General features: G+C 36.8%; 11 protein-coding genes and 1 pseudogene. 1 reads left to right on the top strand and 11 read right to left on the bottom strand.

Going from position 1 to position 14,410, the window contains the following annotated elements:
• Positions 1–194: 194 nt before the first annotated feature.
• From ACFSTH_RS14740 to ACFSTH_RS14690, 11 genes and pseudogenes are all read right to left on the bottom strand, one after another.
• Complete coding sequence (locus ACFSTH_RS14740; RefSeq protein ID WP_377769170.1) at positions 195–686, bottom strand: DUF2798 domain-containing protein; 492 nt, start codon at positions 684–686, stop codon at positions 195–197.
• 482 nt (positions 687–1,168) lie between these two features.
• A pseudogene (locus ACFSTH_RS14735) lies at positions 1,169–1,443 on the bottom strand (IS3-like element IS655 family transposase); the annotation flags it as partial.
• A 1,323-nt stretch (positions 1,444–2,766) separates the two neighbouring features.
• Complete coding sequence (locus ACFSTH_RS14730; RefSeq protein WP_377769171.1) at positions 2,767–3,219, bottom strand: hypothetical protein; 453 nt, start codon at positions 3,217–3,219, stop codon at positions 2,767–2,769.
• Positions 3,220–3,428: 209 nt separating this feature from the next.
• Entirely contained in the window at positions 3,429–3,986 is a 558-nt protein-coding gene (locus tag ACFSTH_RS14725; RefSeq protein WP_377769172.1) for a hypothetical protein, read from the bottom strand.
• Between the two features lie 212 nt (positions 3,987–4,198).
• Positions 4,199–4,861, bottom strand: a complete 663-nt coding sequence (locus tag ACFSTH_RS14720) for a hypothetical protein (RefSeq protein WP_377769173.1) — start codon at positions 4,859–4,861, stop codon at positions 4,199–4,201.
• 200 nt (positions 4,862–5,061) lie between these two features.
• Positions 5,062–6,642: an FAD-dependent oxidoreductase gene (locus ACFSTH_RS14715; protein WP_377769174.1), complete on the bottom strand. Its 1,581-nt coding sequence runs from the start codon at positions 6,640–6,642 to the stop codon at positions 5,062–5,064.
• Between the two features lie 48 nt (positions 6,643–6,690).
• Entirely contained in the window at positions 6,691–8,223 is a 1,533-nt protein-coding gene (locus tag ACFSTH_RS14710; protein WP_377769175.1) for an extracellular solute-binding protein, read from the bottom strand.
• Between the two features lie 30 nt (positions 8,224–8,253).
• Positions 8,254–9,162, bottom strand: a complete 909-nt coding sequence (locus tag ACFSTH_RS14705; protein ID WP_377769176.1) for a carbohydrate ABC transporter permease — start codon at positions 9,160–9,162, stop codon at positions 8,254–8,256.
• A gap of 14 nt (positions 9,163–9,176) precedes the next feature.
• Positions 9,177–10,082: an ABC transporter permease gene (locus ACFSTH_RS14700; protein WP_377769237.1), complete on the bottom strand. Its 906-nt coding sequence runs from the start codon at positions 10,080–10,082 to the stop codon at positions 9,177–9,179.
• 179 nt (positions 10,083–10,261) lie between these two features.
• Entirely contained in the window at positions 10,262–11,863 is a 1,602-nt protein-coding gene (locus ACFSTH_RS14695) for a response regulator transcription factor (RefSeq protein ID WP_377769177.1), read from the bottom strand.
• A gap of 22 nt (positions 11,864–11,885) precedes the next feature.
• The gene (locus ACFSTH_RS14690) at positions 11,886–13,733 is read right to left on the bottom strand and encodes a sensor histidine kinase (RefSeq protein WP_377769178.1); all 1,848 of its coding nucleotides are present in this window, start codon (positions 13,731–13,733) and stop codon (positions 11,886–11,888) included.
• Positions 13,734–14,031: 298 nt separating this feature from the next.
• Between ACFSTH_RS14690 and ACFSTH_RS14685 the strand changes: the two genes are divergently transcribed.
• A complete protein-coding gene (locus ACFSTH_RS14685) occupies positions 14,032–14,406 on the top strand; it encodes a hypothetical protein (RefSeq protein WP_377769179.1) in 375 nt (124 codons plus the stop codon).
• Positions 14,407–14,410 lie beyond the last annotated feature (4 nt).

Raw genomic sequence — 14,410 nt, 5'->3', positions numbered from 1 at the left:
GAACTAACTAGTAACCACTTGCATACCGAAATCGGTATGCAAGTGGTTTTTTGTTGAGCTGAAACACTATATTGAATGAATATATGAAAGAAAATATTCAGTAGAGACGGATTGATTGTTCGCTTAAATCAAAAAAGTAACCAAAAAGAATAAATCTTAATGGTTACTTGAAGCTTAACTTAATATGTTAAGTCTTAATTTTTTACTACTAAGTTATTTTGAGTAGTTTTTATATATTTAATGAATATAAAACGTACTATTGGTCCCATAATAATGATTTGCAAAGGTAAGGCTACAATAAAATTCTTACTAAACACGGAGAGAAATTCCATGATAATCGAGTTGGAAGAAAAATTATTGTAAAAATAACTTATTACTAAACCGTAAATGGACATGAAAAAAGCCATTCCAATAACCATACATATGGATATTGTTAGAACCTTATATAGCACATTTGTTGTATTAGCTGTTAATTTGAAAGCAATTTTTTTAGCAATAGGTCCTACTAGGTACAAGTCAAGAATTATTGCAACAATAAACCCTATAAAAAAATCTGTTACTCCTCCCAAAAATGAAATTTGTCCAAATGAATCATTAAGGTAAAAATTGTAAAGAGTCATAAAAAGTACCATTCCAAAACACATTATTAAACCAAAATAGAGACTTTCTTTTCTGGTAGTTGGCATATGTCAACACTCCTTTCTGTTACTAGAGTTAGTATATAGACCTGACAAGTTCTTCGTAAGTGACAATTTTGTGACGGTTTTATAGAGAATAAAATAATTATTAACTGAACACTTTGAGGAAATTAATAAATAAGTTAATCCACTACGATTGTTCAATTAGAGCGGTCGCTTCTTGTGCTAACGGTGCAGTTTAGTTGAAGAAGTAATCGTTATACGTATAAAATGATATACTTTTATTATTACAAGTACCGTATATAAGGTGTGAGAGTAATGACGATTTGATACTTTACTTATTAAATCAATTTATATAAATGACAGGAGGAATAGGTTATGGAAAATGTTGCATTAAAATATAAACATTACAAGTTCATTTCCCAATACAAGCATGACAATGTACTGCGAAACAGTTTTAATGTTCTTGCTCAAAAAATATATAATTTTGATTTTGAGAAATGGTGCCATAGACGCTTCTATTTTCACAGAAAAATAGTAATGATGGCTTGAATAATATCATCTTCGGATGGTCTTTCCTTTGCTTCATAATAAAACGTACTTCTTGCGATTTGTAGGACGTTGCACATTGCTTGACCTAAGTACTTATCACGATTATTCTGGATGATAGCTACGATCAATCCATGATCAGCGCTGCTTGCTTTAAAATGTCGTTCTCCATCTTAAGTTGCTGAATTTCTTTTCGTAGTGCGATAAGTTCATTTTCTTCTGCAGATCGATTATCCTTTTCTTTGAAAGAACCTGTTATAGACATTCGCTTTTACAATGGCGACATCGGTAGTTATATGGAAGAACATCAAATTGATGATGCACTTCTTTTGTTCAACACATCTACGTTTATAAATGAACAAAGTATATTGAAATTGAAATATTGAAAGCAAGCTAACAATACTACATGACATCAAGGAAGATAGCCCTAATAATCAGATTATGTAGCGGTGAGCATTGGAATATGCTATACTACAGGTAATTAGACTGACAATTCATCTGTCATATTGCTATGTACAAATGGGTAAACTAAAAATAGCAGTTATGCGTTAACATAACTGCTATCAAGACAATGCTTAGTGGGCAACCACGACGAGATTTTCTTAAAGAAAAACCACCAATTCGGGCGCCAACCTATCGTCGGTGGTTTTTCTTGTTTTGACGTGCCTTCTTTTCTTTGCTAGATAGCGTTTTCAAACCAGCAAAAATGCCAACTATCTTCAGCAGCAAGTCTAGAAGTTTCACAATCAAATCAAGTGACAAAGCATCACCCCCTTTCGGGTAGCTTCGCCGTGTCACTTCCACCGAACACATTGTCTCTATATTATTATAACAGAATTCTCCAAATAAGCAGTTAAAATTTTCAAGATAGTACAGCAACGTTTTCGAGTGAAACGAACAAAACAAGATGCTATCCAGAAAGTGAAAAACTGACCACTGGCAGCTTTTTTGGTTATCTTATAACTTACTATGCCTTAATCTAGAAGAGCATCGTATTTCAAACGTAAAAATGTACAAACGAACATGGGCAGTTGGCTTGTAACGTAGATTTTGTATGAGAAAACGTACAAACGGACTTGGGTAGTGGCTTGTAACGAAGATTTTGTACGAGAAAACGTATAAACGGACTTGGGTAGTGGCTTGTAACGAAGATTTTGTTTGAGAAAAAGTACAAACGGACTTGGATAGTGGGTAGTAACGAGGATTTTGTAAGAGAAAACGTATAAACGGACTTGGGTAAGTGGGTAGTAACGTAACGTTTCATACGAAAAAGTGTACATTTGGCTTTCCGAAGGTTGTATCAAGCAATAAATAAAGCAAACACTGCAAAAGGATAGTAATATGCAAGCAACATACACGAAATCCACAGGAAACCGTCAGGTTTACTGGAATACGGTATGGGAAGAATTAATAGCGAAGGCAAAAGCAGCCCTTGAAGATAACGAAAATTCCACAATCTATGCCTGACGTAAAGTCGAGGCGGAGAGCGGATTCGGTCACATCAAGGGCAACCAGTTGTTCTGCTTAGGACTTATTAAACTGTCCCTTGCTTTATCTACTCTATTTCAGCTACAAATTTCTAGTTTTCGTTCGAACTGCCTGTTGGTCTAATATAATATGTCGATACATCAGCTGCTTCATTAGCTGCATCTATTTCTATTTTCCAACCTGGGGAAAGCACTGCTGCAAATTTTTTATATTGCTCTGTAGTTAAACTAGCTTGGACGATTTCTTGTCCTGGTTCTATGTTCACTTCCGCTTCGACTTGAAAAGCTACGAGCAACCAGTTTTGAATACCATAAATTGTATTGTACTTGATCGTATAACCATCTTGTACAGCCGATACAAATTCCGCTTTTGCTTGCTCGGCAAAGTTTCTCAAATCTGCATAATCAAACTTGAACTTACTACTATCTGCTGGCAAGTCACCAGATTGTATACGTGCAATTATATCTTCATTAGTTAATCCATGCGCTCGGAGCGATTCTAATTGAAAAGCATCCCATTGCGATAATTTTACCTTCGATGTCATAACTGTCCACTCTCCTTATCATTAATACTATAGCATTATTAAAATAATGTTAAAAGAGACGTGGAGTAGATTATTTTGAATATAATCTGTATGTATAAATAGTTGAATAGCCTTCGTCCTAAATTACTGGACAAAGGCCATTTCATTCTATGCATCATAATGTGCACAAAAAATATAACTATTTACCAAAAAATGCTCTAGAATAAAAGCTATTCTGATTCCACACATTCTTGTTCATTGATACATTCTGTATTTTCAAACACAACTAACCCCGTATTTGTGGGAGTTTCACACCTATGTTCATTAATATCTCCCATTAAATTTACACTAATCGTACCTAGTTTTTCACGAATAACCGTCACTTGTGTACTTAAAACAACTTTAAAAACTACATCATCAAACGTTGAATCACCTGGAATTACTTGTGCAGGTAAAACTCCCACAAGTACTGGTGTTGTGTGCTTTACCACATCACCTGGACATACTCCCTCACAGATCACCTCTTCTTGAAAACTTAATGTTGTTTTAATGACAACCCTCTCATCGATAATAATATTACCTACAATAAATCCCTGAACAATAATCATGTCTTTTAATAATGTCGTATTTAGCTTAATACTTGTTAAATCAGGAATAAATTGAATTATTTCCTTTTTTATTTTGTGTAAACTTTTGTGTTCAAAAGCGATAAGGTTTACCTTTTTTGAACATAATACTGATTGTACTAATACTGCTTCATTGGTGAGACAAGCGTCTGTTTTCTCCATTAAATGCGCCTCCATTAATTAATATACTTCATCATATTCCCGAAGTTATAATAGGTTCATCAAATAACGAAGAACAAAAAAATCTTTTCCATAAAAAAGTTAAATAACAACTTTTTCACAGAAAAGATCAATGTTTATTTTACTATGATAAAAAAAGATTAAGAACTAAAATATTAAATCATACGCTTACTATACATCATGCCTAAGAATGGTTAGTTTTGACCATTAAAGAACGTAACTGTTCTAGAAGTTGCTGTAGTTGGTTGTAGTACAGTACAACGATCTGGATTAATATCACCTAGTACTGTTACTCCCGCTTGCACTAGTTTTTCTCTTGAAACAGTAATTTGTGTTCTAATAATAACTTTCAAAGTGATCGTCGATAATGCTACTAACCCACCCAACGCATCAATAACTGGAGTAATAACCGGATCAAGGACAGCTTCTACAATAGGAGTCGTCTCTTGTAAATCATCTCCTGGGCAAGCGCCTGGACATTCCGTTTCCGCTTGAAATGGAAGATTAAAACTAACTAATTGATCTACAATTGGAACAGGGATTCCCAAAATATTTAACGTAGCTGTAACTGGTACATAACCTGAATTAATAACTTTCCCTTCAATTAATGTTCCTCTCATAACAATTCGATTCGGCTGAGCTACAATATTTGTAAGAGAAATAAGATTAATATCTGTGCCGGGTGGAATACCTAATGAAGCCGTTGGTATAGCAAACTCGGCTACTTTTTGCACTGATTTCGAACATATTACCGATAACACTTTCAAACACTCGATACTCGGTTGAGGACAAACTTGCTGTTTTGGGGTACAACATTGATGTTGTGCGTTGTGTTGATTATTACAAACAAAATCCAATATAATCATCTCCTTTTCTTTTTACAATGTTATAGTATGAATGAATCACTTAAAAAGCTTTGGTCTAATTTACCATCTTTTTGAAATTAGGCTTACTTCCTAAAATATTTTTTATTATTATTTTGGATGCCAGTTCCAAGCAAACAAGCTCACCGCATTTTCACCAGTGAACTTGTTTAGGTTTTTAAATAAAGCTTTCTCTACGTTACGTCTATATGTTCTGGCCAATGAATCTCCACACCGGCATCTTGGATCATCTCCTGAAAAGCTGCTAAGTGCTGTGCATTACTTCTAACTTCATGTGGCGTAATGTGATTCTCCATCGCATACGCAGCCAAGTAACCCGCTACTTCTCCAATGTTCCATTCTGACGGATGTAGGCGATAGCAACCATTCGTAATTTGGGTTGTACCGATATTTTTGCAACCAGGTAATAGGTTTTTAATACGTATAGGAAGCAGCGCTCCGAGTGGTATTTCGTATGGATACGTAGGAATAAAAAAGCTGCGATTGGACTTGGTCGTGTGGTGTAAATCGAGATGATAGCTACCTACTCCTACACTGTCCGAATAAGATTTGATCCCTCGGTGTTGGCGCAACTCCATACTTACATCTTGTTCGACAATCGTATATTGTGCTTTAATCCGGCGTGATTCACGAATATAAGGATGTTTTGCCAGACCATCTGCTGTCCCTAGCACATCTTTGCGCAATCTAACAGCAGGATAGCCAAATCCACCATCAGGTCGTGGTGCTTCTGTCTGAATCCAATATACGAGAGATAAACTTAATTGCTTTGCTTGTAGTAAATTTCTGTCCCTTTCCTCTGCATCTACTTCATAAATAGCACCGAGAAAATAATCATTTTGTGGCCAGTTGACTAATGTAATGTCGCTTGTATAAAGTCCTTGAAACTGATTTTTATCTATTATTCTACGATACGTCCAGAGCGGCATGCCATCCCCGCTATCTTCCATAAATGAAAATTGTTTGATTTCTTCCATTCTATTCACATCTTGCACAAACCAACTTAAAAGCGGATATGGAGAAAAACTAGGCATATATTGGCGCCAAAAATCATATTGCTCTGGCTTATCAATCGTATTGTCCGTTTCTTCGATATAATCTAGTGCAAATACATACGTAAAAGCTTGCATATCGAGCGGATCAGCGACTTCCGCAGCATGGGGTTCTCCTGTTTCACTTCTAGCTTCTGCACCAGTGACATATTCTGCTCCAACCAGCGGCAACAAATCACCACATTCTGTAGCATCAATATAGTAGCTTCCTATTAATTGCTTCGTATCATTCGCCTCAAAATGTTTAACCAGTACCGACGTTATGCTATCTTCTTTTGTTGTCGCTCGCTCCGGTACGTAGCCATACAACACATTAATTCGCTCACTACTAATATAAGGCGCTAACATATCTTCTAACACTTGCAATGCTACACGGGGCTCATGACAAAGACGGCTTACCCAACCATTTCCGGGATTTAAATGTGGATTCTGTTTTGCATTTTCCGTTAGTGGATAGTTATCTCGATAATATTGACGAACTCGATTCCGAAACTCTCGATACGTCTTCGTACAACCAAATTGTTCGATCCAACGATGTTCATCCGGTGGAACGGCTTGACTCGTTAGTTGCCCGCCCAACCAATCCGTTTGTTCTGTAAGAATAACACGCCAACCTCGTTTGGCTGCAGATAGTGCGGCAATGCACCCACCCATTCCGCCACCAAGTACAATAACATCGGCATATTCTACTTTCCATTCCATAGCTTCAACCACCTTTATCCACTAGTTTCATATTAACGCTGTGTATCATTATTTTGCAGATGTATACCAATCATTCGCTGCTTGTAGCATTTCCGTTCCACCATCAGCTCGCCATTGTTGTAAAAAATTATCATAATTACTAATTGGCTCTGCTCCCGTAATAAACTTAATAAACTCATCTTCCATAAACTTCACCAGTTTAGGCATATGTTTGGACACATCAGGAAGCGGAGGGGCAAAAGTAAGGGCATCATGATACATGATACCTTCACCGTTCTTCTGCAACGTTTCAAAGAAATGCTGCACATGCGGATTTTTGCGAACTCGTGCTTGCCAGTACGTTGGATAACGCTGTTCATCAATTCCAGTTAACATATCACTTGCAAAATTCAATTCTTCTTCAAATATAGGCAAGATCGGAAAGTATTTCCCATCTTCTACGGAATGATGTTTTCCTTCCTCCCCAATTGCTAATGTTTTGAATGTTTCTTCTTCAAACTTCATATCCAAATATTTAATCGTTTCTTCTTTATTCGTCGACCACTTCGGAATAGCAACGAAATTCTCAATCCCACCTGTTGCACTGGCTCCTCGTTTGCCATCCACATCTTGCATAGGAGGCAGTATTCCTATTTTGGCATCTGGATAGTTAGAAGTAAGCGCATTCGTAATATTAGCTGCATTCCACCAGCCATCTCGATACATAAATGATTGCCCACTAGAGAACCTTTCAATTAATATATTCGATTGATTAATCGCCCATTCCGGATCAAGCAATCCTTCTGTGTACAATTTATTCATAAATGTTAAATATTCGATTGTTTTCGGATCGTCCACCATATGAGTTATTTGATCATCTACTACTTTAAACTGATTTCCTACGCCATACATCCAACCTAAAGCTGCTCCAATCTCACCTTGAAACGGATCTTTACCACCCGATAACGGAATAACTTGTTTCTTTTCTTTCACTTCTCGTAAAACATGAACTAATTCCTCTAGCGTCGTTGGTGGCTGCAACTGTAATTCCTCCAGCCAATCTTGCCGATATATTAATCCATATCCAACCGTTAATCCACTCGGTGACGATTCTGGTATAGCAAATATTTGACCATCCATCATCGCACCTCTCCAGGAATCTTCGCCAATAACTTGTTTCATATTTGTCCCATACTGTTCAATTAGCTCATCTAATGGTTCCAATGCTCCGGATAAAGCTAAATGAGAAAACTGTCCCGGACTGATTTTTATAAAATCATACGGTTCTTGATTAGCCATTAACAAATTCAACTTTTCGTCTGCGTTTTCGACTGGCAACATATCATACTTTACTTCGTACCCCGTTGTTTCTCTTATAAAATCAGCAACGACATAGTTATTTGGATTAAATCGGTTGTAAGGCATTAATTGACGTAATACTGGCTTCTCTCCATCCTTTGTTTTAGGTGCTTTCGTTGCTGTTTCCGTTCGTTCCCCTGTTACTTGATTATTGTTCTTACCATCCGTCGAATTACTGCTACTACAACCGGCAAGAACTACAATCAACAGTAAGCAAAACGTAATTACTAATCTTTTGTTCATATTTTCACGACCTCCATTTTTAAGTTTTTTTCACCCTTTCACCGAACCAATTAATACACCTTTCACAAAATATTTTTGTAAAAATGGGTATACGACTACAATAGGTAACGTAGCCAATATAATGGATGCTGCCTGAATGGATTGTGGCGAAGCATTCATCGCAGCATCAACATTAACTTTGCTATCACTTCTTAAAAAAGTATCGCTTGATGAAACAATTAGTTCCTTCAAAAAAAGTTGTAGCGGTTTGAGACTAGGTGAGTTGATATAAATTAAAGAAGCAAAATAATCATTCCAAAACTGTACCGCATAGAACAAAGCGATAGTAGCCAATACCGGTAAAGATAACGGCAAAGTAATCCGCCATAGTATCGTTAAATTACTAGCTCCATCTAGCTTTGCTGACTCTTCCAATCCTTCCGGCAAATTTTCGAAATAACTTTTAATAATTAACATATTGTATACACTAATCATCGCTGGCAAAAACAGTACTGGTAATTCGTTGACTAACCCTAAATTGCGCATTAACAAATACGTTGGTATTAACCCACCGCTAAATAACATCGTAAAAATGTACATTACTACAAAAAAAGATCTCCCTCGCAATCTCGTCTTAGATAACGGATACGCAGCTAGTGTCGTCATAAATAGTGCTAATAACGTACCGATGATGGTAATAAACAGAGAAACTTGAAATGCATTCAAAAACATCGCGTTACTAGCCACATAACGATACGTTCCAAACTGCACATCTATCGGCCAAAACGTCACCTGACCAGATATGACAGCAGCTTCACTACTTAATGATTTGGCAATCAAGTTAACAAATGGCAGTAAGGTTACCAATCCAAATAGTATAAAAAAGCAGTAATTAAACACCGTAAACGTTTTTTCACCAACGGATGATTGTACGATACTATTGGAGCCACTTTCCCTCATCGGCAATGACCTCCTTACCATATACTGCGTTGCAAATACTTTTTGCTTAAATAGTTACCCGATACAATTAGAAAAAATGCGATAACCGATTCAAACAAACCAACCGCCGTAGAAAAACTGTAATTTTGCTCGCCAAGCCCAACTCGATATACATACGTCCCAATAACGTCTGCTACTTTATAAACACTCGGATTATACATCACTAGTATTTGCTCTGTCCCGGCTTCGAGAATGCCACCTAATCGTAAAATAAACATCAGCGTAATAATCGGAACCAGCCCCGGTAGCGTAACATGTAACGTTTGCTTCCATTTATTTGCTCCATCGATTTTAGCAGCCTCATATAATTGTGGATCAATGCCACTAAGTGCAGCCAAATAAATAATAGAACTCCAACCAATTTCCTTCCAACCTGCCGAAGTAACAATAACGCTGCGAAACACATCTACATCCAAAAAGAAACGAATCGGCTGCCCACCAAGCGACACGATAAGTTTATTCACTACACCACCATTGACCGAAAGCAAATCGATAAACAATCCACTAACGATGACCCATGAGAGAAAATGGGGTAAATAAATTATCGTTTGCACCGTTCGTTTAAACAACGCTTTTTGCAGCTCGTTCATCATAATAGCGACAATAATAGGGAGCGGGAATAAAATAACGATTTTATACAGAGAAATAATAAGCGTATTGCGAAATACTTGTAAAAATCCTGGTGAAGTAAATAACTTTTCAAAATGTTCAAAGTATACCCACTTACTAGCTGCCATCCCTTGAAAAATATTGAAATCTTTAAACGCAATAATAACGCCATACATTGGTGTATATTTGAACAAAAGTAAAAAAGCGATACCGGGAATTAAAGCGACATACAAATCCCAATCCTTTCTAATATCAACCACTAGCCGCTGCATATACTTCCCTACACATACTTGTAATCGCTTTAACTTGTTCGGAGATAGCACCTTCATAAGCATGACCCCCACTAACGTAATTTCGATGTACATTCATTGTAGGATGGAACGTTGATCATTTATAGGTGGTTGTCATTACCTTATTTGGTAATCTCATAACTATTTGTAGTGTTATTCCGTTAAACCTTTACTTCTCCTGGAGTAACTCCCCAATATTTGCGAAACGCCTTTGTAAAATAACTAACATCTCGATAACCGACACGGCTTGCCGCATCATATACTTTCATTCCTTGTTGCAACAGCTCTTTCGCTTGTGTCATCTTCTGATCTAGTACATACATAGAAAATGTAACTCCCATCTCTTGTTTAAATAAACGACTGAGATAGGAGGAATTGACAAACAATCGGTCGGCAATCGTATGCAGCGTTAACTCGGCATGCAGCTCATTATTCACAATCGCAATCATATTTTTCACCATTTTATTACTCACCGTTTTTTGTTGCTGCTGTGCATAAGTAATAATTTGTGTCACCGTTCGTTGCAGCCAAGTCATAATCTGCTCTTTAGAAATAAACTGCTGTGCATTATACACATACTGAAAGCCATCTCCCAATACATCCTTCAAACGCCATCCTTGTTGCTGAATAATTCGAACTAATAAACTGCTAAAATACAATACATATTCATGCACATCATCCACAGAATCGGTTAATAACATACTATTGTTCCACAATTCTAATAAACACTTGTCTGCTTGTCTCAAATTACCTACTTCTATCGCCATCACCAATTGTTTTTCCACCTGTGGAAAAGTAAACAAATCTAAATCTTGGTTCAATTGCTCTTGATAAGGAATGGCGATATTATGCCCGTATAATACTCGATCTTGCAGCGCTCGAATCGCTTCAGTATAGGAAACATGTACTTTATCATAAGAGTATGTACTACCACATATTCCAGCACTCGCCGTTAACTTCAAATATTGATAAACTTTTGCTAACAAGTTAGTAACTAGCACATTAATATGTAACAACATATAATTGGCATCATTTCCTTCTGCTTCTGCAAAAATTATAACCGTATACCCTTCGGCAGCTGTAAATACCCGACATTGATCCGACGACTGCAATGACTCTTTAACCATACTATGAAGCATAAATTGCAGCAGCGAACTATCCTTATGTGCAAACCGTTTCTCCTCTTCTAATATGGGGTCCATATCTAACACGACAACAACATATTGGTCTTCCTTGGCTAAAGCAACTTGTAGTTCGCGGCTATACTTATCGATTTCCCAACTACTATATTTACCTGTCGTCCAATTTTGCAAAAAGGATTGTTGCAAGTTCACTAACTGTTCCTGCCACTTTTGTTGTAGCTCCAACTGATTGTGCAACTGCTCTAATTCTGCTTCTAGTTGCTTCTTCGCTTCTAGCATTGCTTGCAATATTTCCACGTTTCCAGCAGGCTTTAACAAATATTTCATTACTCCGATTTCAAGCGCCGATTGTGCATAAGTGAAATTATCATGACCGCTTAATATGACAAGTTTGACAAGCCGGTGAATAGCTATAAATTTCCTTGCCAATGTAATACCATCAATCTCCGGAATACGAATATCCAGCAGTACAAGATCAGGTTTTTTTAGCGCAAATATATCCAACGCCTCATATCCTCGACTAGCGACTCCAATGAGTTCTATTTCATTTTCTTCCCAAGCTATATTATTAGCTAAACTTGTTCTCAACCGAATTTCATCTTCCACGATTAATAAATTCATTCTTCTTTCACCTCTTGTGATATTATTTTTCACGGGACTTTGATTCCAATGGATGCTCTGCATAACACTGCTCTAATGGAAGATACATCTCTATCATAGTGCCACTGCCCAACGTACTTTCAATACACAGCTGTGCTTCTCGCCCATAAAACAATTTAATTCTTGCATAAACATTTCGCAGTCCAAATATATTGGACATATTTTCTTCCAAAAAAGTTAACGGACCTACTGTAAAATCCGACAGCCGCTCCAGTTGCTCACGAATGTATACCAATCTGTCTTCCGCTATCCCCGCTCCATTATCCTGCACTGTTAATACTAAAAATGATTGCTCCAAACGGCTCTTTATCCACAAACAACCACCATCTCTACTTTCTAAACCATGCAAAATCGCATTCTCTACTAACGGTTGCAGCAATAGCTTTAAGACCGGAATTGATTTGGTCTCTAGTTCGATAGCATAAATTACTTCAAAAGAATCGAGAAAACGTAATTGTTGAATACGAATATAATGGTGAATATGATCAACAGTCTCTTCCACTGTAAATGTCTCTCGACCCTTATGTAAACTTAACCGAAAAAAACGAGATAAATGGAGCACCATTTCACTAATTTCAGTAGCTTCATAGTTTTCAGCAGTCCAATAAATAGAATCTAATGTGTTGTATAAAAAGTGAGGATTAATTTGCGATTGCAAAAACTTCAATTCTGTATTGGCTTGGCGCAGTTGTTGTTCATAATGGTTCTCGATTAAATTTTGCTGTTCTTCTACCATCTTATTAAACGACCTGGTCAAAAAACCGATTTCATCCATACGTTTATTCTCTAATCTCACATTGAAATTCCCACTACCGACTACATTCATTCCTCGCCACAATCGCTGAATCGGTGCGGCAATGCCCAAGTAAACAGCCCAAGCAATTAAAACTGCAAGCACCATGCTAAGCATAATAATCAGATACGTAAACCATTTGATTTCATTTATCTCTTGAAACATCTGATCTTCCGCTTGTAGCAATTGTAATCTCCACTTATAAAATCGAGAATCCGCCACTATTGAAAAGATGCCCGATAGCTGCGCATCTCCTTCTAGGTTGGATGCTAACATAACGTCAGTGTTGGTAGTAGAAAGCGGTAATATCTCATGACCAAAACTAGCAATCAATTCGCGTTTATTCGTGTACAATAAAATTTGAGCATCTGATGATGGCAACAACGTTTCTAGTATTTCTAGCAACTTTTGTTTACTTAACGAGATAACTAATAAATTTCCTTCACGGTCCGGATTGTTGACATCCATTGCTCTAATTAATGAAATACTATCCGTTTTCATCGTTTCTCCAAATGTGACCTTTGGGGCTAACACAACTTCAGGCATAATATAAGCTGTTCCTGTGCCAACATTGGCAGTCATCGCTCGCAAACTTTGCAGCACTGCTTTATTGGTAACTTTTTTGCCACCATGATTAGTTGTCAGTAACATTTCGGATGATGTATGGAATAACGATACTTGTGAAATAACGTGGTTAATCGAAGCTGTAGTGGAGAATTGTTTCATAAGATTGGCAAACGTAATATACGAAATGGCATCCAATTGAGGGGTAATCTTCTTCATCGCTTGCTGCACTGCGGCATCTGCACTAATTAGCGTCGTTACTTCCTCCGCATTTTGTAAAGTTTCTTCTAAATAATCCATCGATGACTGAAGAGCTGCTTCCGTCCTCTCCACCGTCCGCTCTAGCAAGATCGATTGCGAGCGAATATTAGCATATAGACTTACGACAACAAGCGGCAACAAAATAAGTAAAAAATATACGGTTAATCGAAACTGAATCTTTCTCATATAACGCTCACGCAACCATTGCAACACTTTTCTTCTCTCCTTTCTAGCTCGTCCACTATTTATATGAACTTGCTTATACGTGTATGATAGAGAGTTTAATAGCTGGAATGCAATAGATTTAATGATACAATTTGGTTCGGTTATAGAAAAGATGTACATTATTTCTACTACTTCGTTTGGAAACAAGACGAAAATATCTTCACCCCATAATAGTACAAATATACCTATATAGTATATAAATAGTAATTAAGTACCATGTAAAACATACTTTTTAATGGTAATATGTAGAAGTAGATCAAGCGGATCACTAGGAGGAACTAATACTATGAATAAAATAAAAAAAATAGTTAGCGTGCTTTCTGTTGCTGGTTTTTTGATGGCTTCAGCAAGCATTTATGCAGCTTCTGCCACTGCAGTTAAGCCTGTAGGCGGTACATCTACAGTAGAAAGTGTTTCAATCAGCGGCAAAGATCGAAATGGTACTTTTAAAACTTCTGTAACAGCGGGAACAGGTAATGGAAAGGGTATATTATATTTATTTAAGCGTTTATGGCCTGATGAACCTTTGTTAACACATAATGTTTACTATAATGGTGCAGATTCAAAAACTACTACTATTAAACTTTTTTCAAATGAAGCATATAACGTTACTTCATCTGGAGATAAAACGTTAGAAGTAACATCTAGTATAACGGATTAATTAA

The organism is Paenibacillus yanchengensis (genome assembly GCF_042684845.1).
GTDB lineage: Bacteria > Bacillota > Bacilli > Paenibacillales > Paenibacillaceae > Pristimantibacillus > Pristimantibacillus yanchengensis.
Note: the sequence above shows the minus strand (reverse complement) of the source record. Positions and strands in the feature narration are given on the sequence as shown.